Source organism: Streptomyces sp. BJ20, assembly GCF_022869105.1.
Taxonomy (GTDB): Bacteria; Actinomycetota; Actinomycetes; order Streptomycetales; family Streptomycetaceae; genus Streptomyces; species Streptomyces griseoincarnatus.
Genome location: NZ_CP094918.1, coordinates 5,407,908 through 5,430,267 on the forward strand (window position 1 = coordinate 5,407,908; position 22,360 = coordinate 5,430,267).

General features: G+C 70.7%; 25 protein-coding genes and 1 pseudogene. 8 read left to right on the top strand and 18 right to left on the bottom strand.

The genetic code is table 11. The features are described from left to right. Positions 1–89 precede the first annotated feature (89 nt). The 6 genes from MTR79_RS24465 to MTR79_RS24490 all read left to right on the top strand — a co-directional run bounded on the left by MTR79_RS24465 (position 90) and on the right by MTR79_RS24490 (position 5,824). Positions 90–1,460: a sugar ABC transporter substrate-binding protein gene (locus tag MTR79_RS24465; protein WP_048458445.1), complete on the top strand. Its 1,371-nt coding sequence runs from the start codon at positions 90–92 to the stop codon at positions 1,458–1,460. Further along, on the top strand, positions 1,457–2,398 hold the full coding sequence (locus MTR79_RS24470) for a sugar ABC transporter permease (protein WP_086704744.1): 942 nt from the start codon (positions 1,457–1,459) through the stop codon (positions 2,396–2,398). The genes MTR79_RS24465 and MTR79_RS24470 overlap by 4 nt, the downstream gene beginning before the upstream one ends. Then, positions 2,395–3,246, top strand: a complete 852-nt coding sequence (locus MTR79_RS24475; protein ID WP_244791974.1) for a carbohydrate ABC transporter permease — start codon at positions 2,395–2,397, stop codon at positions 3,244–3,246. Before MTR79_RS24470 ends, MTR79_RS24475 begins: the two co-directional genes overlap by 4 nt. Beyond that, entirely contained in the window at positions 3,243–4,232 is a 990-nt protein-coding gene (locus MTR79_RS24480; protein ID WP_086704746.1) for a zinc-dependent alcohol dehydrogenase family protein, read from the top strand. Before MTR79_RS24475 ends, MTR79_RS24480 begins: the two co-directional genes overlap by 4 nt. 80 nt (positions 4,233–4,312) lie before the next feature. Further along, positions 4,313–4,534, top strand: a complete 222-nt coding sequence (locus tag MTR79_RS24485) for a hypothetical protein (RefSeq protein ID WP_244791975.1) — start codon at positions 4,313–4,315, stop codon at positions 4,532–4,534. 87 nt (positions 4,535–4,621) lie between these two features. After that, a complete protein-coding gene (locus MTR79_RS24490; RefSeq protein ID WP_189366366.1) occupies positions 4,622–5,824 on the top strand; it encodes a TerD family protein in 1,203 nt (400 codons plus the stop codon). A 231-nt stretch (positions 5,825–6,055) separates the two neighbouring features. On the opposite strand, the gene MTR79_RS24495 is transcribed toward MTR79_RS24490, so the two are convergent. Next, positions 6,056–7,492 carry a hypothetical protein gene (locus MTR79_RS24495; protein ID WP_244791976.1) on the bottom strand — a complete coding sequence of 479 codons (1,437 nt, stop codon included), beginning with the start codon at positions 7,490–7,492 and terminating at the stop codon, positions 6,056–6,058. 209 nt (positions 7,493–7,701) lie between these two features. On the opposite strand from MTR79_RS24495, the gene MTR79_RS24500 reads away from it, so the two are divergent. Then, the gene (locus MTR79_RS24500; RefSeq protein WP_244791977.1) at positions 7,702–9,531 is read left to right on the top strand and encodes an endonuclease/exonuclease/phosphatase family protein; all 1,830 of its coding nucleotides are present in this window, start codon (positions 7,702–7,704) and stop codon (positions 9,529–9,531) included. 220 nt (positions 9,532–9,751) lie between these two features. Here the strand turns inward: MTR79_RS24500 and MTR79_RS24505 are convergent. Next, positions 9,752–10,009, bottom strand: a pseudogene (locus tag MTR79_RS24505) (DUF3618 domain-containing protein); the annotation flags it as partial. Then, the gene (locus MTR79_RS24510) at positions 10,006–10,422 is read right to left on the bottom strand and encodes a phage holin family protein (protein WP_048458436.1); all 417 of its coding nucleotides are present in this window, start codon (positions 10,420–10,422) and stop codon (positions 10,006–10,008) included. The pseudogene MTR79_RS24505 and the gene MTR79_RS24510, both read right to left, overlap by 4 nt. A 130-nt stretch (positions 10,423–10,552) precedes the next feature. On the opposite strand from MTR79_RS24510, the gene dapA reads away from it, so the two are divergent. Further along, positions 10,553–11,467, top strand: coding sequence for a 4-hydroxy-tetrahydrodipicolinate synthase (gene dapA, locus MTR79_RS24515; RefSeq protein ID WP_244791978.1), 915 nt, complete (start codon positions 10,553–10,555; stop codon positions 11,465–11,467). On the opposite strand, the gene MTR79_RS24520 is transcribed toward dapA, so the two are convergent. From MTR79_RS24520 to MTR79_RS24590, 15 genes are all read right to left on the bottom strand, one after another. After that, positions 11,442–11,681 (bottom strand): hypothetical protein, encoded by a 240-nt coding sequence (locus MTR79_RS24520; RefSeq protein WP_086698808.1) that lies wholly within the window; start codon positions 11,679–11,681, stop codon positions 11,442–11,444. The genes dapA and MTR79_RS24520 overlap by 26 nt on opposite strands. Before the next feature lie 114 nt (positions 11,682–11,795). Continuing rightward, the gene (locus tag MTR79_RS24525) at positions 11,796–12,014 is read right to left on the bottom strand and encodes an SMI1/KNR4 family protein (RefSeq protein WP_189366341.1); all 219 of its coding nucleotides are present in this window, start codon (positions 12,012–12,014) and stop codon (positions 11,796–11,798) included. Between the two features lie 73 nt (positions 12,015–12,087). Continuing rightward, positions 12,088–12,498 carry a VOC family protein gene (locus tag MTR79_RS24530; RefSeq protein WP_244791979.1) on the bottom strand — a complete coding sequence of 137 codons (411 nt, stop codon included), beginning with the start codon at positions 12,496–12,498 and terminating at the stop codon, positions 12,088–12,090. Positions 12,499–12,535: 37 nt separating this feature from the next. Beyond that, positions 12,536–13,516: an SMI1/KNR4 family protein gene (locus tag MTR79_RS24535; RefSeq protein ID WP_244791980.1), complete on the bottom strand. Its 981-nt coding sequence runs from the start codon at positions 13,514–13,516 to the stop codon at positions 12,536–12,538. A gap of 142 nt (positions 13,517–13,658) precedes the next feature. Continuing rightward, entirely contained in the window at positions 13,659–14,648 is a 990-nt protein-coding gene (dapD, locus tag MTR79_RS24540) for a 2,3,4,5-tetrahydropyridine-2,6-dicarboxylate N-succinyltransferase (RefSeq protein ID WP_048458432.1), read from the bottom strand. A gap of 54 nt (positions 14,649–14,702) precedes the next feature. Then, on the bottom strand, positions 14,703–15,293 hold the full coding sequence (locus MTR79_RS24545) for a TetR family transcriptional regulator (protein ID WP_048458431.1): 591 nt from the start codon (positions 15,291–15,293) through the stop codon (positions 14,703–14,705). Next, the gene (locus tag MTR79_RS24550) at positions 15,293–15,613 is read right to left on the bottom strand and encodes a multidrug efflux SMR transporter (protein WP_048458430.1); all 321 of its coding nucleotides are present in this window, start codon (positions 15,611–15,613) and stop codon (positions 15,293–15,295) included. The genes MTR79_RS24545 and MTR79_RS24550 overlap by 1 nt, the downstream gene beginning before the upstream one ends. Before the next feature lie 95 nt (positions 15,614–15,708). Further along, positions 15,709–16,041: a metal-sulfur cluster assembly factor gene (locus tag MTR79_RS24555; RefSeq protein ID WP_004989638.1), complete on the bottom strand. Its 333-nt coding sequence runs from the start codon at positions 16,039–16,041 to the stop codon at positions 15,709–15,711. Continuing rightward, positions 16,038–16,502 carry a Fe-S cluster assembly sulfur transfer protein SufU gene (gene sufU / locus MTR79_RS24560; protein ID WP_019522225.1) on the bottom strand — a complete coding sequence of 155 codons (465 nt, stop codon included), beginning with the start codon at positions 16,500–16,502 and terminating at the stop codon, positions 16,038–16,040. Before sufU ends, MTR79_RS24555 begins: the two co-directional genes overlap by 4 nt. A gap of 11 nt (positions 16,503–16,513) precedes the next feature. Beyond that, positions 16,514–17,770 carry a cysteine desulfurase gene (locus MTR79_RS24565; protein ID WP_048458429.1) on the bottom strand — a complete coding sequence of 419 codons (1,257 nt, stop codon included), beginning with the start codon at positions 17,768–17,770 and terminating at the stop codon, positions 16,514–16,516. Continuing rightward, a complete protein-coding gene (gene sufC / locus MTR79_RS24570) occupies positions 17,767–18,531 on the bottom strand; it encodes a Fe-S cluster assembly ATPase SufC (protein WP_086698804.1) in 765 nt (254 codons plus the stop codon). The genes MTR79_RS24565 and sufC overlap by 4 nt, the downstream gene beginning before the upstream one ends. Before the next feature lie 7 nt (positions 18,532–18,538). Further along, complete coding sequence (locus MTR79_RS24575; protein ID WP_024887259.1) at positions 18,539–18,856, bottom strand: non-heme iron oxygenase ferredoxin subunit; 318 nt, start codon at positions 18,854–18,856, stop codon at positions 18,539–18,541. Further along, positions 18,853–20,037, bottom strand: coding sequence for a Fe-S cluster assembly protein SufD (gene sufD / locus MTR79_RS24580; RefSeq protein ID WP_199216827.1), 1,185 nt, complete (start codon positions 20,035–20,037; stop codon positions 18,853–18,855). The genes MTR79_RS24575 and sufD overlap by 4 nt, the downstream gene beginning before the upstream one ends. Positions 20,038–20,116: 79 nt before the next feature. Continuing rightward, entirely contained in the window at positions 20,117–21,538 is a 1,422-nt protein-coding gene (gene sufB / locus MTR79_RS24585; RefSeq protein ID WP_033275707.1) for a Fe-S cluster assembly protein SufB, read from the bottom strand. Then, positions 21,535–22,248: an ArsR family transcriptional regulator gene (locus MTR79_RS24590; RefSeq protein ID WP_086698801.1), complete on the bottom strand. Its 714-nt coding sequence runs from the start codon at positions 22,246–22,248 to the stop codon at positions 21,535–21,537. Before MTR79_RS24590 ends, sufB begins: the two co-directional genes overlap by 4 nt. Between the last annotated feature and the right edge of the window lie 112 nt (positions 22,249–22,360).

A 22,360-nucleotide genomic window follows, 5' to 3' on the forward strand; every position in this document is an offset into this window, starting at 1 on the left:
CACAGAACCGCACACCGTTTCCACGTCCCCACGGGGCCGAGCCATGCCAGGTGACGCCCGATGTCTCCCTATACGTCCAGGAGCGATCCATGCGAACCCAGAGCCGACGGAGGCCACGAGGCGTACTCGCCACGGCCGCCGCAGGGACGCTGATCGCCCCGCTGCTCTCCGGCTGCTGGGTCGGAGCGGGCGGGGCCGGATCCGGCGGCGACGCCATCAACGTCCTGATGGTGAACAACTCGCAGATGGTCGAGTTGCAGAAGCTGACCGCCGCCCACTTCACCCAGGAGACCGGCATCAAGGTGAACTTCACCGTGCTGCCGGAGAACGACGTCCGCGACAAGATCAGCCAGGACTTCGCCAACCAGGCCGGCCAGTACGACGTGGCCACCCTGTCCAACTACGAGATACCGATCTACGCCAAGAACGGCTGGCTGAAGGAGATGGACTCCTACGTCGCCGAGGACAGGGCGTACGACCAGCAGGACATCCTCGAGCCGATGCGGCAGTCCCTCACCGGCGAGGACGGCAAGCTGTACGGCCAGCCGTTCTACGGCGAGTCGTCGTTCCTGATGTACCGCAAGGACGTCTTCGCGGAGAAGGGCCTGACGATGCCCGAGCGGCCCACCTGGCAGCAGGTGGCCGACCTCGCGGCGAAGGCGGACGGCGCCCGGCCCGGCATGAAGGGCATCTGCCTGCGCGGACTGCCCGGCTGGGGCGAGGTCATGGCGCCGCTCACCACGGTGGTCAACACCTTCGGCGGCACCTGGTTCGACGAGGACTGGAAGGCGCGGCTCGACTCCCCCGAGTGGAAGGAGGCCGTCAACTTCTACGTGGACCTGGTGCGGGAGCACGGCGAGTCCGGCGCGCCCCAGGCCGGCTTCGCCGAGTGCCTGAACAACCTCACCCAGGGCAAGGTCGCCATGTGGTACGACGCCACGTCCGCGGCCGGCTCCCTGGAGGCCGACGGCTCCCCCGTCGCGGGGAAAATCGGCTACGCGCCGGCGCCGGTCGAGAAGACGGAGTCGTCGGGATGGCTCTACACGTGGGCGTGGGGCATCCAGAACGCCTCCCGCAACCCGGACAACGCCTGGAAGTTCGTCTCCTGGGCGTCCAGCAAGGAGTACGAGCAGCTGGCCGGCGAGCAGATCGGCTGGTCCAACATCCCCGCGGGCAAGCGCGCCTCCACCTACGCCAACCCCGACTACCGGGCGGAGGCCTCCGCCTTCCAGGAGATGACCAAGCGGGCCATCGAGCAGGCCCGCCCCGACGACCCCGGCGTCCAGCCCCGTCCGGCGCCCGGCATCCAGTTCGTCGGCATCCCGGAGTTCACCGATCTCGGCACCAAGGTCTCCCAGGAGATCAGCGCGGCCATCGCCGGACGCCAGTCCGTCGAGACGGCCCTGAGGAAGTCCCAGCAGCTCGCAGAAGAGATCGCCGAGGAGTACGAGGGACGATGACCGCCACGACCACGGCCCCTCCGGCCGCACCGAAGACGTCCGCCGCACCGGGCCGGCCCTCCGCCCGGCTGCGCGCCTGGGCCACCCGCGCCCCGCTGCTGCCCGCCCTGATCTTCATGATCGTGGTCACCCAGCTGCCGTTCGTGGCGACTCTGGTGATCTCCTTCTTCGACTGGAACTCCCTCTACCCCGACGCCCGCCACTTCGCCGGGTTCGCCAACTACCAGGAGGTGCTGACCGACCCGGCGCTGCGCAAGTCCGTCTGGACGACCGTCCTGCTCACCGTGGGCGTGGTCCTGGCCAGCCTGGTGATCGGACTGCTGCTCGCGCTGCTGCTGGACCGCAGGTTCCGGGGGCGGGCCGTCGTGCGCACCCTGCTCATCGCGCCGTTCCTGGTGGTGCCGGTCGCCGCCGCCCTGCTCTGGAAGCACGTCCTCTACAACCCGGAGTACGGCCTGCTCAACGGCCTGCTGCACTACGTCGGCGGCCCTCAGCCCGACTGGATCTCCGGCACCCCGCTGCTCGCCGTGCAGGCGTCGCTGGTGTGGCAGTGGACGCCGTTCATGATGCTCATCCTGCTGGCCGGGCTGCAGAGCCGGGACCAGCAGCAGCTGGAGGCGGCCCGCGTGGACGGCGCGAGCGACTGGCAGATCTTCGTGCACATCACGCTGCCGCACCTGCGCCGCTACCTCGAACTGGGCGCCCTGCTCGGCTCGATCTACATCGTGCAGAACTTCGACGCGGTGTTCACCCTCACGTCCGGCGGTCTCGGCACCGCCAACCTGCCCTACACCGTCTACCAGACCTTCTACCAGGCGCACGAGAACGGCCTCGCCTCGGCGGCCGGCGTCCTGGTCGTCATCGGCTCCATCGTCATCGCGACCTTCGCCCTGCGCGTGGTCTCGTCCCTGTTCCGCGAGGAGGTGTCCCGCGCATGAGCAGCACCGCCGTACGCACCCGCGGCCGGTTCCGCGGCGGAGCGGGTCTCGGCCTGGTCGCCTGGCTGGCCGGCATCGTGTTCTTCCTGCCCATCGCCTGGATGGCGCTGACGTCCTTCCACTCCGAGACGGACGCGGCCACCAACCCGCCCTCGTGGGGCGCCCCCCTCACCCTGGACGGCTACCGCGAGTTCTTCGGCGCGGACGGCGGCGCCAGCCCCTGGCCCGCGCTGATCAACTCGACGGTCGCGTCCGTGACCTCGACCCTGCTGGTCCTCGTGCTGGCCCTGCCCGCCGCGTACGCCCTGTCCATCCGACCGGTGAAGAGGTGGACGGACGTCCTGTTCTTCTTCCTCTCCACCAAGATGCTGCCCGTGGTGGCCGGCCTGCTGCCGATCTACCTGTTCGCCAAGAACGCCGGGATGCTCGACAACATCTGGCTGCTCGTCATCCTCTACACCTCGATGAATCTGCCGATCGCGGCGTGGATGATGCAGTCCTTCCTCTCCGAGATCCCGGTCGCGGTCATCGAGGCCGCCCAGATCGACGGCGCCCGGCTGCCGACGGTGCTGGCCCGGGTGGTCGCCCCGATCGCCCTGCCGGGCATCGCGGCGACGGCGCTGATCTGCTTCATCTTCAGCTGGAACGAGCTGCTGTTCGCCCGGGTCCTGACGGGCGTGGTCGCCGAGACCGCCCCCGTCTTCCTGACCGGCTTCATCACCAGCCAGGGCCTGTTCCTGGCGAAGGTGTGCGCCGCGTCGCTCGTCATCTCCCTGCCGGTCCTCGCCGCGGGGTTCGCCGCCCAGGACAAACTCGTCCAGGGCCTGTCGTTGGGAGCCGTGAAATGAAGGCCGCCGTCATCGAGTCCGTGGGCCGGGCCGTCGTCACCGAGGTCCCGGACCCGACGCCGGGCCCGAGGGACGTCGTCGTCGAGGTCGCCGCGTGCGGGCTGTGCGGGACCGATCTGCACATCCTCCAGGGAGAGTTCGCGCCCAAGCTGCCGATCGTGCCGGGGCACGAGTTCGCCGGCGAGGTGGTCGGCGTCGGCTCCCAGGTCACCGAGGTGGCGCTCGGCGACCAGGTGGCCGTCGACCCCTCCCTGTACTGCTACGAGTGCCGCTACTGCCGTACCGGCCACAACAACCTCTGCGAGCGGTGGGCGGCGATCGGCGTCACCACGGCGGGCGGCGCCGCGCAGTACGCGGTCGCGCCGGTGGCCAACTGCGTCAAGCTGCCCGAGCACGTCCGCACCCAGGACGCGGCCCTCGTCGAGCCGCTGTCCTGCGCGGTGCGCGGCTACGACGTGCTCCAGTCCCGGCTCGGCGCGCACGTACTGATCTACGGCTCCGGGACCATGGGTCTGATGATGCTGGAGTTGGCCAAGCGGACCGGCGCGGCGAGCGTCGACATGGTCGACCTGAACCCGGCGCGCCTGGAGACGGCCCGCAAGCTGGGGGTCTCCGCGTCCGCGGCCACCCCGGACGAGCTGGACCGCCCGCAGGGATGGGACCTGGTCGTCGACGCGACCGGCAACGCGGCGGCGATCCAGGACGGCCTCGGCCGGGTCGCCAAGGCGGGCACGTTCCTCCAGTTCGGCGTCGCCGACTACGCGACCCGGGTGGAGATCGACCCGTACCGGATCTACAACCAGGAGATCACCATCACCGGCTCGATGGCCGTCCTGCACAGCTACGAGCGCGCGGCGGAGCTGTTCGCGAACGGCGTCCTCGACCCGGACGTCTTCATCAGCGACCGCCTTCCCCTGGAGCAGTACCCGCAGGCCCTGGAGCAGTTCGCGGCGGGCGTGGGCCGCAAGATCGTGGTCGTGCCGTAGTCCTGCCGGGCGGGAGGGGGCGCGGGCGCCAGGAACAAATCCCTGGGCGCCCGCGCCCCCTCCCCCGTACGATCGCCGGCATGGCCAGACCGAACGGCTTCGCGTACGAGGCGCACCCCGACGGGACCGTCCACATCACCCACCACGGCCGCCGCGCCACCGTCCTGCGAGGCGACCGGGCCACCCGCTTCCTGACCGAGGTCACCACCGCCGACCCGCAACTCGTCATGGCCCGCTGGACCGGCAACTACCGGCGGGGCAACGAACGCACGGCCCGCGCCCACCCGCGGAACCGGGGCTGAGCGGGGACGGAACCGGCGGCTCCGCCGAACGGACCACAGGTAAGGGAACGGTAAAACGGCCTCGCTCGTTCACCCGGCATGACAGCTATGACCCCCGGCTCGAACATCCCTCTTCCCACCGCCCGCGTGACGGTGGACGTCGCCGCGCCCGTGCGGCTCGACGTATCGGGCCTGCTGCTCACCGCCGACGGCAAGGTGCGCTCCGACGACGACTTCATCTTCTACAACCAGCCCACGGGACCGGGCGTGACCTACCGCTCCGGCGGGGGCACGGCCCCCGACGCCGTCACGGTCGACACCGCGGCCGTACCCCCGGGCATCGAGAAGATCGTCGTGACCGCGAGCCCCGACGCGGCGGGCCAGACCTTCCAGGGCATCGAGCCCACCGCGACCGTCCGCGACGGGGACACCGGCGCCGTCCTGGCGACCTTCACACCCCCGCAGCTCGGCTCGGAGACGGCCCTCGTGGTCGTCGAGATCTACCTGCGCAACGGCGCCTGGAAGGTCCGTGCGGTCGGCCAGGGCTACGCGAACGGCCTGGCCGGCATCGCCACGGACTTCGGCGTCTCCGTCGAGGAGCCGGCCGCCCCGGCGCAGCCGGTGACCCCGCAGGCCCCGCAGGCCGCGCCGCCCGCTCCTCCGGCCGCCGCCCCGCAGGCTCCTTCCGCCCCGGCGGCTCCCCCGGCCCCGCCCGCCGCCGCGCCCGGCACCGGCAAGATCAACCTGGACAAGGGCCGGGTCAGCCTCCAGAAGAACCAGACGGTCTCCCTGATGAAGGGCGGCCGCCCGCTGCTGTCCCGGGTGCAGATGGGCCTCGGCTGGGAGCCCGCCTACCGCGGCAAGGACATCGACCTGGACGCCTCGGTCATCGCCTTCGGCCCGCAGCGCAACCACGTCGACAGCTGCTACTTCGGCAAGCTGCAGATCCTCGGCGGCGCGATCCAGCACTCCGGTGACAACCTCACGGGCGAGGGCGCCGGCGACGACGAGGTCATCACCGTCGACCTCGGCCGCCTTCCCATGGAGGTCTCGGGCCTGGTCTTCACCGTGAACTCGTTCTCCGGCCAGAAGTTCACCGACGTCGCCAAGGCGTACTGCCGCCTGCTGGACGCGTCCACCGGGGAGGAGCTGGTCCGCTTCGACCTGACGAGCGCCGAGCCGCAGACGGGCGTGATGATGGCGAAGCTGATCCGGCAGTACTCGGGCGAGTGGGAGATGACCGCGATGGGCGAGTTCGTGAAGGGCCGCACGGTCCGCGGCATGGTCAAGCCGGCCGGCCAGGCGCTGTAGTCACCCGCGGCACGCACGGGAAGCGCCGGGCGCCCCTCACGGGACGCCCGGCGTTGTCTCAGGCGGCCGCCCACGGCCAGTCGGCGGCGCGCCCCGCCTCCAGCAGCCGCACCATCCGGAAGGCCGCGTCGGACAGGCCGCCGAAGGCGTGCCGGTTCGCCGTGCCGGACGGGCCGTGGCCGGCACGGTACCCGGCCGGGCACCAGGTGTGATCACATCACCGGCACTGTCTCAGTTCCCCTGCTGCGAACGCGCCTTGAAGGCCGCCTTCCGTGCTTCCTTCGCGATCCTCTTGTCCGGGTGGAGGCGTCCCATCGCCTCCAGGACGTCCGCGGTCGCCGGGTGGCCCACCCGCCACGCGGTGTCGAAGAAGCCGCTGTGCTGCCGTGCCAGCCCCTCCACCAGGGAGCGCAGCTCCTCGGAGTTGCCCTCGGCGGCGAGCTGCGCGGCCACCGTGTCGATGGTGAGCCAGAAGATCATCGCCTCGGACGGCGACGGCACGTCCGCGGCCCCGTGCTCGGCGAGCCACACGCGCGCCAGACCGCCGAGTTCGGCGTCGTCCAGCACCTCCCGCAGCGCGGGCTCCGCGGCGGCGCCCACCAGCGACAGCGCCTGCTGGCAGCGCAGCCTGCGCAGCGGCGCCCCCTCGTCCGAGCCGCGCGCGGCGGCCAGCAGCTCCCGTGCGGCCTCCAGCGGCCGGCGCCGCTCCAGCCAGTGCCGGGTCTCGGCATGGGCGGCGGCCGGCGGGTAGGCGGCCGTGCCGTCGAGCAGCGCGTCGGCGCCCTTGTCCGCGAGGTCGCCGACCGCGGGCGCCTCGAAGCCCGCCTCCAGCAGCCGGGTGCGCAGTCCGTACAGCCCGAGCGGGGTGAGCCGTACCAGCCCGTAGCGGGCGACGTCCGTGTCGTCGACCTGCGCGGCGGGCTCCTCGTCGGCGTCGGCCATCAGCGCCTCGTCGACCGGCTGGTACTCGACGAGCCCGACCGGCTCCAGCATCCGGAACTGGTCGTCCAGCCGCATCATCGCGTCGGACACCTGCTCCAGCACGTCGTTGCTGGGCTCCGCCATGTCGTCGGGCACGATGACGGAGGCGGCCAGCGCGGGCAGCGGCACCGGCGCGTCGCCCGCCTTGTCCTCGCCGACGGTCAGCAGGTACAGGTTGCCGAGGACCCCGTCGAGGAACTCCGCCTCGGCCTCCGGGTTCCAGTCCAGCGCGTCGAGGTCCAGCTCCCCCGACCCCTCGCCGCCGGCGATGGCGTCGACGAGACCGCCCAGATCGGGCACACTCGCGTCGCCCAGCACGGTCTCCAGGGCGCCGAGCCACACGCTCAGCACGTCCTGCGGCGATCCCGCGGTGAGCAGCGACAGCTCGTCGCCCGCGCGGACGGTCCCCTCCTCCTCGTCGACCACCTCGACGAGCCCGGTGTCCACGGCGACCCGCCACGCCTCGCCGGCGTCGGCCGCGGCGTCCTCCCCGCTCAGACCCAACTCCGCGGCGGCGTCCGGGAGCTGCTCGTCCACCAGTCCGCCGCCGGCGTCCACGCGGGTCGCGGGGCCGGCCCAGCGGGCCAGCCGGGCGGCCCGGGACAGCACCGGAGTGGACAGGGCGTCGCGCGCCAGCTCCGCTTCGGGGCGCAACCGCGCCGGCGGCAGGATGGAGCTGTCTGACATCGGCTGTTTCTCCTAGTGCCCTCTACGTCTCAGCCGCTCAGCCTAGACGGATTTCCACCCATGCCGCCCACTTCCTCTCCGCGTCATGCGGCGTACACGGCCGAAACCTTGACAAGTGGCTTGGGCAGGCTGGACATTGACGCGCGTAGACGGGGTGTGTCCCGCACCGCGCCCGCCCCACCCTCGTTCCGGTCCCCGGAGGGAATCCGTTGCCGAGCAAGCCGTCCGCGCGCCTCGCCGCGCTCACCGTCGCCGCCGTGTGTTCCGCGGCGTCCACCGTCGTCCTCACGACGCCCGCGCACGCCGAGTCCGTGCGCGTCCACGACATCCAGGGCGACACACGTGTGTCGCCGTTCGCCGGCAAGCAGGTCACCGACGTGACCGGCATCGTCACCGGCATCCGTACCTACGGTTCGTCCCGCGGCTTCTGGATCCAGGACCCCGCCCCCGACGCCGACCCGGCCACCAGTGAGGGCGTGTTCGTCTTCACCAGCTCCACCCCGCAGGGTGTCGCGGTGGGCGACGAGGTCTCCGTCTCCGGCACGGTCACCGAGTACGTCCCCGGCGGCGCGTCCTCCGGCAACCAGTCGGTCACCGAGATCACCAAGCCCACCGTCACGGTCGTCTCGCACGGCAACCCGGTCCCGGCCCCGGCCGTCCTCGGCGCGCGCACGGTCCCGTCCGCGTACGCCCCGCAGGGCGACCCGGCGGCCGGTGACTCGGTCAACGCCCTCACGCTGCGCCCGAGCAGATACGCCCTCGACCTGTACGAGTCGCTGGAGGGCATGAACGTCCGGGTCGCCGACGCCCGCGTGGTCGGCGCCACCGACCCGTACACGGAGCTGTGGGTCACCGTGAAGCCGCGTGAGAACCGGAACAAGCGCGGCGGCACGGTCTACGGCTCGTACGACGCCCAGAACACCGGCCGGATCCAGATCCAGTCGCTGGGCAAGGCGGCCGACTTCCCCGACGCGAACGTCGGCGACGTCCTCGCCGGCGCCACCACGGGCCCGCTGGACTACAACCAGTACGGCGGCTACACCCTGGTCGCGAGTGAGCTCGGCACGCTGGAGGCGGGCGGCACGAAGCGGGAGACGACCCGCGCCCAGCACCGCTCCGAACTGGCGATAGCCACCTACAACGTGGAGAACCTCGACCCGTCGGACGACACGTTCGCCGCGCACGCCGAGGCGATCGTGCACAACCTCGCCTCGCCCGACATCGTGTCGCTGGAGGAGATCCAGGACAACAACGGCGCCACGGACGACGGCACGGTCGCCGCCGACGTCACGCTCGCGAAGCTGATCGACGCCATCGAGGCCTCCGGCGGCCCGCGCTACGACTGGCGCGCCGTCGACCCGGCCGACAAGCAGGACGGCGGTCAGCCGGGCGGCAACATCCGCCAGGCGTTCCTGTTCAACCCGGACCGGGTGTCCTTCACCGACCGGCCCGGGGGTGACGCCACCACGGCGACCGACGTCGTCAAGGTCCGCGGCAGGGCCGCCCTGACCCTGTCGCCCGGCCGGATCGCCCCGGACTCGGCGGCCTTCGAGGACAGCCGCAAGCCGCTGGCCGGCGAGTTCGTCTTCCGGGGCCGCACGGTCGTCGTGATCGCCAACCACTTCTCGTCCAAGGGCGGCGACCAGAGCCTGAGCTCGCAGTACCAGCCGCCGGTGCGCGGCTCGGAGACGCAGCGTCACCTCCAGGCGCAGGAGGTCCACGACTTCACCGCGAAGATCCTCAAGGTCCAGAAAAACGCGGCGGTCGTGGCGCTCGGCGACATCAACGACTTCGAGTTCTCCCGCACCACCCGCATCATGGAGGGCGGCGGCGTCCTCTGGTCGGCGATCAGGTCGCTGCCCGCGTCGGAGCGTTACTCGTACGTGTACCAGGGCAACAGCCAGGCGCTGGACCAGATCCTGATCAGCCCGTCGATCCGCCGCCAGTGCTCGTTCAGCTACGACAGCGTGCACATCAACGCGGAGTTCCACGACCAGATCAGCGACCACGACCCGCAGGTCCTGCGATTCAAGCCGTGACCCCGGCCTGACATCGCTCCGGCAGCAGCAGGCGGCGGGGGACGGAAGCGACTGTCCGCTTCCGTCCCCCGCCGCCCCGCACCCAGTCCCGGATTCTCCGGCCGGGACGCCGGCCCGCTCAGTGGTGGCGGCGCTGCACCATCACCGCCGCACCCACGGCCAGCATCACCAGCGCGCCCGCGGCGGCCATCAGCTGCGTGCGGTGCTGCTTGCCGACCTCCCCGGCGTGGGCGGCGCTGCTGCGCATCTGCACGCTCATCGCGCCGGCCCGGTCCTTCAGTTCGTCGGCGCGCGCCCTGGCCCGCGCCTTGACGTCCATCTTCCCGGCCAGTTCCTCGACGGTGTCGCCCAGTTCGTGCCGGGTCCGTTCGATCTCCCGGCGCAGCTCGTCCGGGCCCTTGGCCCCGCGCGCCGCCTCACTGCCGGCGTCCACGTGGGCTCCCGACGGGGACGCCGAGCCCCTCACCTCGTGCGTCATCGGTGTGCCCTTCCCTTGATCTCCTCCACGTCGGCCTTGACGCTGCCCAGCGTCCGCTCCGGCTTGGGCGGCGTGGCCCGGCGCAGCTGCCCGCGTCCGGTGAGCGCCAGCACGCCGGCGATCGCGAACAGCACGCCGGTGATGATCAACGCCGCCGCCCACAGCGGCAGCACCAGGTCGAGGGCGGCGATTCCCGTGGCGGCCAGCGCGAGCAGCCCCGCGTAACCGAACGCCCCCGCCGCTCCCAGCATCCCGCCGCCGACTCCGGCCCGGCGCCCCTTCTCGGCCAGTTCCTCCTTGGCGAGCGCCACTTCCTGCCGTGCGAGTCGCGAGATCTGTTCGGTGGCCTGCCCGACGAGCTCGCCGACGGTGTGCTCGTCGCGGACGGGCCGTTGTTGGATGGTTCCGGCCACGGTGCGCCTCCTCTCGGTGGGGTCACCCGAGTACCCCCGCCCGCTCCTCCCTATCCCTCAACCAACGCTTACGAGTATCGGTCAAAACCTGTAAGTGGACCTTCACCGTGCGGGAGCCGACACTACTCCCATGACGACCACGCCTCCCTTCCTCGGCCGCACGCTGTGCGCGATGATCACCCCCTTCAGCGCCTCGGGCACGCTGGACCTGGACGGCGCCCAGCGGCTGGCCGCGCGTCTGGTCGGCCAGGGCTGCGACGGCCTGGTGCTGTCCGGCACGACCGGGGAGTCCCCGACGACGACGGACGCGGAGAAGCGGTCGCTGATCGCAGCCGTACGGGAGGCCGTCGGCACCCGCGCCACGCTGGTCGCCGGCGTCGGCACCCCCGACACCGCGCACACCGCCGCCCTGGCCCGCGAGGCCGAGCAGGCGGGCGCCGACGCGCTTCTGCTGGCCGCCCCGTACTACAGCCGCCCGCCGCAGGACGCGGTCGAGGCGTACTTCCGCGAGACCGCCGACGCGACGGGGCTCCCCGTGGTCCTGTACGACATCCCGGCACGCACCGGTGTCCGTGTCGAGCCGGACACCCTGCTGCGGCTGGCCGAGCACCCGCGGATCGTGGCGGTGAAGGACTGCGGCAACGACTTCCTGGCCGCGCAGAAGGTGATGGCCCGCACGGACCTGGCGTACTACGCGGGCTGCGACGAGCACAATCTGGCGCTGTACGCGGTGGGCGGCGCCGGGTGTGTCAGCACGGTGGCCAACGTGGCCCCGACCGCCGTGTGTTCCGTCCTCGACGCCTTCGACAGGGGCGACACGGCGGGGGCCGTCCGCCTTCAGCACCGGCTGACCCCGCTGATCGAGGCGATGATGGCGGGCGGCCTCCCCGGCACAGTGACGGCGAAGGCCCTGCTCCCCACCCTGGGCCTCCCCGCGGGCCCGGTCCGCCCGCCCCTACGCCCGGCGGACCCACGCACGACGGCCGCCCTGCGGGAGACCTACGACCTGCTGACGGACGTCAGTTCCACACCTGCCCGTCACTGAGCAGCAGGACGTGCTCCAGCACATCCTCGGCGGGGTCGTCGATCTGCCCGAGATCGGCGTTCACCAGCCCCACCCGGGGCCCGTTCTTCGACCCGCTGGTCGTCTCGTCGGCGTACGCGGTGCCCGCCAGGCTCCCGCAGAGCATCAGCATCGCGGCCACCCCCATCACGCCGATCGCACAGCGCAGCACGCCCCGCATCCACTTGTCACTCATCGCCCATCCCACTTCCGTGCACATCCAGTCGCCCTGGCGTCTGATCGGACCCTGTGTCCACCCGTTCATCTGCCAAAACGACCTCCAGGTCACGGAAAGTAACCCGTACGAGAATCAGCTACCGCGTAGCGGATACCTCCACCGGTCGCCGCCCTCGTCCCCGTCCGGTGCGAGAGCGCGCCGCAGATACTCGTCGATCCCCCCGGCGACCCGCATACGACTGCCGGTCTCGTGGTCCCACACGAAGACGTCGTCCCGCTCCGGCGCGACGACGAGGGCGAACTGGTCACCCCCGCCGTTGTCCCCGAAGAACAGCAGCGAGTCGAAGGGCATGCAGAGCCCGGGCGTCCACGGGCGCGCGGCACTCGGCCGACGCTCCGCCGAAGAGCTCACGCACGACGACAGGTCAGTCGCGCCCGGGCCAGACCGGCCCCTGGTCGGTCCAGACGACGCCCTTGTTGCGGCAGAGGCAGAAGGGATGGCCGACCGGGTCGGTGTAGATCCGCCACCCGTAGCCCTCGGGACCGATGAAGTCCTGCCGCAGCGTCGCACCGAGGCCGAGCACGCGGGCCTGCTCGGCCTCGATGTCATCGACCTCGAAGTCCAGGTGGAACTGCTTGGGGTGCTCGTTGTCGGGCCACTGCGGAGCCCGGTAGTCGTCGACCCGGATGAACGCCAGCTCGATCTCGCCGAACTGGATCCCGGCCCAGTCCTCGGAACTGTGCTTCTTGAGCGGCCGGCCCGTCACCTCGGAGTAGAAGCCCGCCAGCTCCATGGTGTCCGGGCAGTCGATGATGAAATCGGTGAGTCGCAGCATCCCGTGATGGTGTCACAGGGCCACCGCGCGGTCTTCGTCACTGCGGCCGGTCGTCGGAGCCGGGCAGGAACGTCGCGCCGAGGTCGTACCGCGCGATGCCGAACGGCCGGAAGTCGGCATCGGCGAGGACGCGGTGGAGGAACTCGGCGGTGGACATGTCGTACCGGTACCAGGGCCCGGGATCATGGGACCGCGCGAGGACGGGACAGTGGCCCGGCCGCTCGGCGTCGATCAGCCAGCAGTACTGATCGGCCCACTCGGTGGAGCCCCACGTGACGACCCCCTTGCCGCCCGGCGTGTATGCGTCGTACGGCCCGGCCGCGGAAAGGCTTCCGTACGTGCCGTCCCGGGCGGCCGACAGCGCGGCCCGCCACTGTGCGGGCAGGTCGAACGAGACGCCCGCGCCGCAGCCCATGAAGTAGACGGACTCACTGAAGACACCGCCGCCGAACGCCTCGGCGAGCTCCTTGTAGTCCTCCGGCAACGGCACCCCCAACTCCTCTTCGACCGCCGCCCAGTCGACGGAGAGCCCGAGCGGCTCCCACCCGGTCAGATCGAGCACTCGCCGCACCCACGCACGAGCGTCGTCCGAGCTTGTGCCACGACGAGGTGGGACCACCCGGACGATCTCCTCCGGCGGTTCCTCCGACGGCGGTGCGTCCCGCTCCGCCACGAGCACCACCACCTGTACGCCGTCCCCGGCACGCACCGCACCGCAGCCGATCCACCGGTCGCCGCACGCCCACCCGCGCATCTCGGCCAACTCCGCACCGAACGGCGCGAGAAGCGGCAGCCCGGTCCGCCCGGTCACCTTGGGATCGGCGTGACCTCCCATGACGAGATTGCGCAGCTGCCCGTACCGACGGCTGAACTCCCTGCGGAGAGCGGACAGGTCGACCGCGTCGGAGGTCACCAGACACACATGGCCCGCCCCGTGCCCGGCCCGCGCACACACCAACTCGCGCCCGCCCGGCCGCGCCAAGAGGTCCACGGCGTCGAGCAGCTCCTGATCGCCCATGACCGGAGAGTCAAACACACGCCGCACGAACGACGAGGCCCCCGGCCCGTCCCGCTCACATGGATGAGCGCCCTCCCAGCCGTCCTCGGGACGTGGAAGGGCGCTCGACAACGACTGCGGCCCGTGTGAGGGCAGCCGGCCGTCAGTTGTGGCTGTGCAGCACCTCGTTCAGGCCGCCCCACACCGCGTTGTTCGGGCGGGCCTCCACACGGCCCGTCTCCGAGTTGCGGCGGAAGAGGATGTTGGAGGCGCCGGAGAGTTCGCGGGCCTTGACGACCTGGCCGTCGGGCATCGTCACCCGGGTGCCCGCGGTGACGTAGAGGCCGGCCTCGACCACGCACTCGTCGCCGAGGGCGATGCCCACGCCCGCCTCCGCGCCGACCAGGCAGCGCTCGCCGATCGAGATGCGGACGTTGCCGCCGCCCGACAGGGTGCCCATCGTGGACGCGCCGCCGCCGATGTCGGAGCCGTCGCCGATGACGACGCCCGCCGAGATGCGGCCCTCGACCATCGACGTGCCGAGCGTGCCGGCGTTGAAGTTGACGAAGCCCTCGTGCATCACGGTGGTGCCCTCGGCGAGGTGCGCGCCGAGGCGGACCCGGTCGGCGTCGGCGATACGCACGCCCTTGGGGGCCACGTAGTCCGTCATGCGCGGGAACTTGTCCACGGACGTCACCTGGAGGTGCAGACCCTCCGCGCGGGCGTTCAGCCGCACCTTCTCCAGCTCGTCCACGGCGACCGGACCCAGCGAGGTCCAGGCGACATTGGCGAGGTGGGCGAAGATGCCGTCCAGATTCTGGCCGTGCGGCTTCACGAGACGGTGGGAGAGCAGGTGCAGCCGCAGGTAGACGTCGTGCGCGTCGACCGGCTTGGCGTCCAGGGAGGAGATGACCGTGCGGACCGCGACGACCTCGACGCCCCGGCGCGGGTCCGGGCCGACCGCGGCGGTGGCGCCGCCGCCCAGCAGCTTCGCCGCCTGTTCGGCGGAGAGCCGCTCGGTGCCGGACGGGCCGGGCTCGGCGGCGAGCTCGGGGGCCGGGAACCAGGTGTCGAGGACGGTGCCGTCGGCGGCGACGGTGGCGAGGCCGGCGGCCACTGCGCCGGTGGTGCTCTGAGCAGTCGTGTCGGTCATGAGGGCAACCTAACCGGCCGGTGGCACCGGACGCGAACCGGTGCCGCCCGCATCTCAGGTGCCGGTCCCGGACACCCCTCGGGCACCCGTCCCGGGACCGCCGTCCCCCGGCAGCAGCCGCCCCAGCACCTCCCGCGCGTACCCCTCGTCGTACGGCGTCCCCGTCAGCAGCACCTGGAGGCAGATGCCGTCCATCAGGGCGACCAGGGCCCGCGCCGTCACCGGGTCCGTACGGCGGGACAGCACCGCGGCGACGTCCTCGCACCACTCGGCGGCGACCGGGCGCAGGGCCGGGCGCCGCAGCGCCGCCAGATACAGCTCGTACTCCAGCTCCACGCCCGTGCGCTCACCGCCCAGCCACTCCCCCGTCAGCGCCGCCAGCTCGGCGGCCAGGTCGGTCCGCGGGTCCTCCAGGCCGCCGCGTGAGGCGATCACCTTGGCGAAGCCCTCGTTGGCCTGGCGCAGGGCGGCCACCATCAGCTCGTCGAGGGTCTTGAAGTGGTACGTGGTGGACCCGAGCGGCACGTCCGCCTCCTGGGCCACGCTGCGGTGGGTGAGTCCTGCGATGCCGCTGCGGCCGACCACCCGGATCGCCGCGTCGATGATCCGCTGCCGCCGCTCCGGGTCGTGCCGGCGCCCCGCCATCAGTGCGCACCGCCCAGGTTCAGCACCACCACGCCGACGATGATCAGCCCGATGCCGACGGCCTTGGCGACCGTCATCCCCTCACCCAGGAACACGATCCCGATGGTGGCGATGGCGGCGGTGCCCACGCCCGCCCAGATGGCGTAGGCGGTGCCGACGGCCACGGTGCGCAGGGTCTGCGCGAGGAGGGCGAAGGAGACGACGTAGCCCAGCAGGGTCAGCAGGGAGGGCCAGAGCCTGCTGAAACCGTCGCTGTACTTCATGGCGGTGGTGGCGCACACCTCGGCGGCGATGGCCCCGGCCAGCAGCAGGTATCCCATGTGTACGAGCGTACACAACGAAGCCTCCGAGGCAGCACGAGAACGGCGACGCCCCCCGAAGGGGACGTCGCCGTCGATCCGTGTGTGCGGCAGGCTCAGACGTTGAAGCCCAGCGCCCGCAGCTGCTCACGGCCGTCGTCCGTGATCTTGTCCGGGCCCCACGGCGGCATCCAGACCCAGTTGATCCGCAACTCGCTGACCAGGCCGTCCGTGGCGGACTTCGCCTGGTCCTCGATGACGTCGGTCAGCGGGCAGGCCGCCGACGTCAGCGTCATGTCGACGGTCGCCACGTTGGAGTCGTCCACGTGGATGCCGTAGATCAGGCCCAGGTTGACGACGTCGATGCCCAGCTCGGGGTCGACGACGTCCATCAGGGCCTCGCGGAGCTCCTCCTCCGAGGCCGGCTTCATCTCCACGGTCTCGCTCATGCCGTAGTCCTTTCGGCGTCGGCGCCCAGCGCCTGGGCCGTCGCGTCCTTCCACGCCATCCAGCTCAGGAGGGCGCACTTGACCCGCGCGGGGTACTTGGAGACGCCGGCGAACGCGATCGCGTCCTCCAGCACCTCCTCCATCGCGTCGTCGGGCTCGATCTTCCCCTTGGACTGCATCAGCTCCAGGAACGTGCCCTGGATCTTCTGCGCCTCGGCGAGGTCCTTGCCGACCAGCAGGTCGTTCAGCACGGACGCGGACGCCTGGCTGATGGAACAGCCCTGGCCCTCGTAACTGACGTCGCTGATGGTCGTGCCGTCGTACTTCACGCGCAGCGTGATCTCGTCGCCGCACGTCGGGTTGACGTGGTGCACCTCGGCGTCGCCGTCCCGGAGACCCCGCCCGTGCGGGTTCTTGTAGTGGTCCAGGATGACGTCCTGGTACATGGAGTCCAGCTTCACGCCTCAGCCCCTCATCCGAAGAAGTTCCGTACGTGCTCCAGACCGTCGACCAGTGCGTCGATGTCCGCCGGCGTGGAGTACAGATAGAACGACGCCCGCGTGGTCGCAGGAATTCCGTACCGCAGGCAGACGGGGCGGGCGCAGTGGTGTCCGACCCGGACCGCGATGCCCTGCTCGTCGAGGACCTGGCCCACGTCGTGCGGGTGGATGTCCCCGAGCGTGAAGGAGATCGCGGCGCCGCGGTCCTCGGCGGTGGCCGGACCGATGATGCGCAGGTCCGGCACCTCGAGGAGCCGCTTGACGGCGTACTCGGTGATGGCGTGCTCGTGAGCGAGGATCTTGTCCATGCCGATGCCCGACAGGTAGTCGATCGCCGCGCCGAGCCCGACCGCCTGGGCGATCGGCGGGGTGCCCGCCTCGAACTTGTGCGGGGCGGGGGCGTACGTCGACGAGCTCATCGACACGGTCTCGATCATCTCGCCGCCGCCGAGGAACGGAGGCAGGTCCTCCAGCAGCTCCTGGCGGCCCCACAGGACGCCGATGCCGGTCGGGCCGCACATCTTGTGGCCGGTGAAGGCCACGAAGTCGGCCTGGAGGGCCTGCACGTCCAGCGGCATGTGCGGCGCGGCCTGGGAGGCGTCGACGCACACCAGGGCGCCGACCTCCTGGGCGCGGCGCACGATGGCCTCGACCGGGTTGACCGTGCCCAGGATGTTGGACACCAGCACGAAGGAGACGATCTTCGTCTTCTCGGTGATGACCTCGTCGATGTTGGACAGGTCGAGGCGGCCGTCGTCGGTGAGACCGAACCACTTCAGCTTCGCGCCCGTGCGCTGCGCGAGCAGCTGCCACGGCACGATGTTGGAGTGGTGCTCCATCTCCGTGATGACGATCTCGGTCTCGTGGTCCACCCGGTAGGGCTCGTCGGCCCAGCCGAGCATGTTGGCCACGAGGTTGAGCGACTCGGAGGCGTTCTTGGTGAAGATCACCTCGTCGCGCGAGGGCGCGTTGACGAACTCCGCGACCTTGTCGCGCGCACCCTCGTACAGCGCCGTGGCCTCCTCGGCGAGCACATGCACACCGCGGTGGACGTTGGCGTTGTAGCGCTCGTAGTACTCGCCGAGGGCGTCCAGCACCTGGCGCGGCTTCTGGCTGGTCGCCGCGTTGTCCAGGTACACGAGCTTGCGCCCGTCGTGGACCTGCCGGTCCAGGATGGGGAAGTCCTTGCGGATCGCCTCGGTGTCGAGGAGGCCCGGCAGCTGTGTCACTCGGATGCGCCACCCTTCACGTACTTGTCGTAGCCCTCTGCCTCGAGCTGGTCGGCGAGCTCCGCGCCGCCGGACTCGGCGATCCGTCCGGCCGCGAAGACGTGGACGTGGTCGGGCTTGATGTAGCGCAGGATGCGCGTGTAGTGCGTGATCAGCAGGGTGCCGACCTGGCCGGACTCGCGGACGCGGTTGACGCCCTCGGAGACGACGCGCAGGGCGTCGACGTCCAGGCCGGAGTCGGTCTCGTCGAGGACGGCGATCTTCGGCTTGAGCAGCTCCAGCTGAAGGATCTCGTGCCGCTTCTTCTCACCGCCGGAGAAGCCCTCGTTCACGTTCCGCTCGGCGAAGGCGGGGTCCATGTTGAGGCGCTCCATGGCCTCCTTGACCTCCTTCACCCAGGTGCGCAGCTTGGGGGCCTCGCCGCGGACGGCGGTGGCGGAGGTGCGCAGGAAGTTGGAGACGGAGACGCCGGGGACCTCGACCGGGTACTGCATGGCGAGGAACAGGCCGGCGCGGGCCCGCTCGTCGACGGACATCTCCAGGACGTCCTCGCCGTCGAGAGTGACGGTGCCCTGCGTGATCGTGTACTTGGGGTGACCCGCGAGCGAGTAGGCGAGGGTCGACTTGCCCGAGCCGTTGGGGCCCATGATGGCGTGCGTCTCGCCCTGCTTCACGGTGAGGTCGACGCCCTTGAGGATCTCCTTCGTGGCGTTGTCGGCCTCGACGGTGACGTGCAGGTCTCGGATTTCAAGCGTTGCCATGGGTGCCTCAGGACTCCTGGGTGAGGGAGACGAGCACGTCGTCCCCTTCGATCTTTACGGGGTATACGGGGACGGGGCGCGTCGCCGGGAGGGCGTCGGGCTTGCCGGAACGGAGGTCGAAGCGCGAGCCGTGCAGCCAGCACTCGATGTGGCAGTCGTCGACTTCGCCCTCCGAGAGGGACACGTTCGCGTGCGAGCAGATGTCGTTGATCGCGAACACCTCTCCCTCGGTGCGCACGACGGAGACCGGCGTGCCGTCGAGTTCCACCCGCTTGGGGGTGTCCTCCTCCAGCTCGCCCAGTCCACAGACGCGTACGAAGGTCATGCGACCGCTGCCTCCAGCTCCTCCTCGATCTTGGCGATCAGGCGCTCCTCGATGTCGGGGACGCCGATCTGCTGGACGAGCTCGGCGAAGAAGCCCCGGACCACCAGACGGCGGGCGTCCTTCTCGGGGATGCCGCGGGCCATCAGGTAGAAGAGCTGCTCGTCGTCGAAGCGGCCGGTCGCGGAGGCGTGGCCGGCGCCGACGATCTCGCCGGTCTCGATCTCCAGGTTCGGCACCGAGTCGACCCGCGCGCCGTCCGTGAGGACCAGGTTGCGGTTCATCTCGTAGGTGTCGGTGCCCTCGGCCTTGGCCTCGATGAGCACGTCGCCGATCCACACGGCGTGCGCGTCGTCGCCCTGCAGCGCGCCCTTGTAGACGACGTTGGACTTGCAGTGCGGGACGTTGTGGTCGACCAGGAGGCGGTGCTCCTGGTGCTGGCCGGCGTCCGTGAAGTACAGGCCGAACAGCTCGGCCTCGCCGCCGGTGCCCGCGTAGGTGACGCGCGGGTGCAGACGGACGACGTCGCCGCCGAAGGTCACGACGACCGACTTGAAGGAGGCGTCGCGGCCGACGAGGGCGTTGTGCTGGGCGACGTGCACGGCCTTGTCGTCCCAGTCCTGGACGGACACCACGGTGAGCTTGGCGCCGTCGCCGAGGACGTACTCGACGTTGGCGGCGAGCACCGCGTCGCCGGTGTGGTCGATGACCACGAGGGCTTCGGCGAAGGCGCCCAGCTCGACGACCTGGTGGCCGAAGGCGGTGCCGCCCTCGCCGTGCACCGTGATGCGGATCGGCTCGGTGAGGACGGTCTCCTTCGGCACGGTCACGACCGACGCCTGGGTGAAGGCCGAGTACGCCTGGGCGGCGACGCGGTCCACCGGGGCGCCGGTGCGGCCGATCCGGGCGTCGTCGCGGCCGACGGTCTCGACGGTGACGCCCTCGGGCGCCTCGACGGCGACCTTGAGGCCCGCGTCGGTGGCGGCGGCGGTGCCGTCGTGGAGCCCGCGCAGCCGCTCCAGCGGGGTGAACCGCCACTCCTCCTCACGGCCGTGGGGGACGGGGAAGTCCGCCACGTCGAAGGAGGGGGGCGCGCTCATGCGCGTGGCGACGGTCGACTCGGCGGCGACCGCGATCGAGCCCGCGGTCGTGGAACCCACGGGGATGTTCTGAGCCTCAGCCATGGCTGTCGTAGTGCTCGCTTTCCTTACGTAAGGGGCTTGACGGAACGGCGGGGCGGCCGGTGGCCGCCCCTGGCCGGTGTCAGCCGACCGCGCCTTCCATCTGGAGCTCGATCAGCCGGTTGAGCTCGAGCGCGTACTCCATCGGCAGCTCCTTGGCGATCGGCTCGACGAAGCCGCGCACGATCATCGCCATCGCCTCGTCCTCGGACAGGCCACGGCTCATCAGGTAGAAGAGCTGGTCCTCGGAGACCTTGGAGACGGTCGCCTCGTGGCCCATGGACACGTCGTCCTCGCGGACGTCCACGTAGGGGTAGGTGTCCGAGCGGGAGATGGTGTCCACCAGCAGCGCGTCGCACAGCACGTTGGACTTGGAGCCCGGGGCGCCCTCGCCGATCTCGATGAGACCGCGGTAGGAGGTCCGGCCGCCACCGCGCGCCACCGACTTGGAGACGATGTTCGACGAGGTGTTCGGGGCCATGTGGACCATCTTGGCGCCGGCGTCCTGGTGCTGGCCCTCGCCCGCGAAGGCGATGGACAGGGTCTCGCCCTTGGCGTGCTCGCCCATCAGGTACACGGCCGGGTACTTCATCGTCACCTTGGAGCCGATGTTGCCGTCGACCCACTCCATGGTCGCGCCCTCGTAGGCCACGGCGCGCTTGGTGACCAGGTTGTAGACGTTGTTCGACCAGTTCTGGATGGTCGTGTAGCGGCAGCGGGCGTTCTTCTTGACGATGATCTCGACGACCGCGGAGTGCAGCGAGTCCGACTTGTAGATCGGCGCGGTGCAGCCCTCGACGTAGTGCACGTAGGCGCCCTCGTCGACGATGATCAGGGTCCGCTCGAACTGGCCCATGTTCTCGGTGTTGATCCGGAAGTAGGCCTGGAGCGGGATCTCGACGTGCACGCCCTTCGGCACGTAGATGAAGGAGCCGCCGGACCACACGGCGGTGTTCAGCGCGGCGAACTTGTTGTCACCGGCCGGGATGACCGTGCCGAAGTACTCCTTGAAGAGCTCCGGGTGCTCCTTCAGGGCGGTGTCGGTGTCGAGGAAGATGACGCCCTGCTCCTCCAGGTCCTCGCGGATCTGGTGGTAGACGACCTCCGACTCGTACTGCGCGGCGACACCGGCGACGAGGCGCTTCTTCTCGGCCTCGGGGATGCCCAGCTTGTCGTAGGTGTTCTTGATGTCCTCGGGGAGGTCCTCCCAGGACTCCGCCTGCTTCTCCGTCGACCGCACGAAGTACTTGATGTTGTCGAAGTCGATGCCGGAGAGGTCGGAGCCCCAGTTCGGCATGGGCTTCTTCTCGAACAGGCGCAGGCCCTTGAGGCGGAGCTTCGTCATCCACTCCGGCTCGTCCTTCTTCGAGGAGATGTCCCGGACGACTTCCTCGTTCAGGCCGCGGCGCGCCGACGCACCGGCCTCGTCACGGTCGGCCCAGCCGTATTCGTAGGTGCCCAGACCCTCCAGCTCGGGGTGGGCAGTCTCCGTGGGGAGAGTCATGCGGGGTTCCTCCCGGACGTGCTTGCAGATGCGTTGTGGGAAATCTTGGGGATGAACGTCGTGCAGACGCCGTCGCCGTGCGCGATCGTCGCCAGCCGCTGTACGTGAGTACCGAGGAGCTCGGCGAAAAATTCCGTCTCGGCCTCGCAGAGCTGTGGGAACTGTTCGGCGGCGTGGGCGACCGGGCAGTGGTGCTGGCAGAGCTGCTCGCCGACCGGTGCGCTGCGCGCGGTCGCAGCGTACCCGTCCGCGCTGAGCGCCTTGGCCAGGGCCTCCGTGCGCCTCTCGGGCGGTACGGCCTCGACGGCCTTGCGGTAGGCGCCAGCCTGGGCGGCGATCCGGGCCCGGGCGAACGCGGCGATGGCGTCGCTTCCGCCCTCCCGCTCGCCGATCCAGCGCAGCGCGTCCACCGCGAGCTTGTCGTAGGACTGGTCGAAGGCGTCCCGGCCGCAGTCGGTCAGGGCGAACACCTTGGCCGGACGCCCGCGCGAGCGCGTGCCGTAGACCCGCCGGTCGCGGGCCTCCACGACGTTGTCCGCGGCCAGGGCGTCGAGGTGGCGGCGCACGGCCGCCTGGGTGAGCTTCAGCCGCCCCGCCAGTTCGGCGACGGTCGACGGGCCGTGGTCCAGGATGGAGCGGGCGACGCGGTTGCGGGTGGACCGCTCACCGGTTGCCAGCTCCTCGTGGGACGCCTCGCCAACGTTTTTCACAACGCCATTGTTGCGTAATTCTTCGGAGGCGGGCAAGCCGTGTCCGGACAGCCCGCAGTGCCCTGCATCACTTAGGTAAACCTAATCTGACCTGCGGAAACGATCTCTGATC

Excerpts from the sequence above, each read along its gene's own strand:
- sufC (WP_086698804.1), bottom strand. The coding sequence starts at position 18,531 with ATGGCAACGCTTGAAATCCGAGACCTGCACGTCACCGTCGAGGCCGAC.
- MTR79_RS24575 (WP_024887259.1), bottom strand. The coding sequence starts at position 18,856 with ATGACCTTCGTACGCGTCTGTGGACTGGGCGAGCTGGAGGAGGACACC.
- MTR79_RS24535 (WP_244791980.1), bottom strand. The coding sequence starts at position 13,516 with ATGGGCGATCAGGAGCTGCTCGACGCCGTGGACCTCTTGGCGCGGCCG.
- MTR79_RS24550 (WP_048458430.1), bottom strand. The coding sequence starts at position 15,613 with ATGGGATACCTGCTGCTGGCCGGGGCCATCGCCGCCGAGGTGTGCGCC.
- MTR79_RS24475 (WP_244791974.1), top strand. The coding sequence starts at position 2,395 with ATGAGCAGCACCGCCGTACGCACCCGCGGCCGGTTCCGCGGCGGAGCG.
- MTR79_RS24525 (WP_189366341.1), bottom strand. The coding sequence starts at position 12,014 with ATGCCCTTCGACTCGCTGCTGTTCTTCGGGGACAACGGCGGGGGTGAC.
- MTR79_RS24495 (WP_244791976.1), bottom strand. The coding sequence starts at position 7,492 with ATGTCAGACAGCTCCATCCTGCCGCCGGCGCGGTTGCGCCCCGAAGCG.
- MTR79_RS24530 (WP_244791979.1), bottom strand. The coding sequence starts at position 12,498 with ATGCTGCGACTCACCGATTTCATCATCGACTGCCCGGACACCATGGAG.
- sufD (WP_199216827.1), bottom strand. The coding sequence starts at position 20,037 with ATGGCTGAGGCTCAGAACATCCCCGTGGGTTCCACGACCGCGGGCTCG.
- MTR79_RS24555 (WP_004989638.1), bottom strand. The coding sequence starts at position 16,041 with ATGAGCGAGACCGTGGAGATGAAGCCGGCCTCGGAGGAGGAGCTCCGC.
- dapA (WP_244791978.1), top strand. The coding sequence starts at position 10,553 with ATGACGACCACGCCTCCCTTCCTCGGCCGCACGCTGTGCGCGATGATC.
- MTR79_RS24490 (WP_189366366.1), top strand. The coding sequence starts at position 4,622 with ATGACCCCCGGCTCGAACATCCCTCTTCCCACCGCCCGCGTGACGGTG.
- MTR79_RS24520 (WP_086698808.1), bottom strand. The coding sequence starts at position 11,681 with ATGAGTGACAAGTGGATGCGGGGCGTGCTGCGCTGTGCGATCGGCGTG.
- MTR79_RS24545 (WP_048458431.1), bottom strand. The coding sequence starts at position 15,293 with ATGGCGGGGCGCCGGCACGACCCGGAGCGGCGGCAGCGGATCATCGAC.
- dapD (WP_048458432.1), bottom strand. The coding sequence starts at position 14,648 with ATGACCGACACGACTGCTCAGAGCACCACCGGCGCAGTGGCCGCCGGC.
- MTR79_RS24485 (WP_244791975.1), top strand. The coding sequence starts at position 4,313 with ATGGCCAGACCGAACGGCTTCGCGTACGAGGCGCACCCCGACGGGACC.
- MTR79_RS24465 (WP_048458445.1), top strand. The coding sequence starts at position 90 with ATGCGAACCCAGAGCCGACGGAGGCCACGAGGCGTACTCGCCACGGCC.
- sufB (WP_033275707.1), bottom strand. The coding sequence starts at position 21,538 with ATGACTCTCCCCACGGAGACTGCCCACCCCGAGCTGGAGGGTCTGGGC.
- MTR79_RS24480 (WP_086704746.1), top strand. The coding sequence starts at position 3,243 with ATGAAGGCCGCCGTCATCGAGTCCGTGGGCCGGGCCGTCGTCACCGAG.
- MTR79_RS24470 (WP_086704744.1), top strand. The coding sequence starts at position 1,457 with ATGACCGCCACGACCACGGCCCCTCCGGCCGCACCGAAGACGTCCGCC.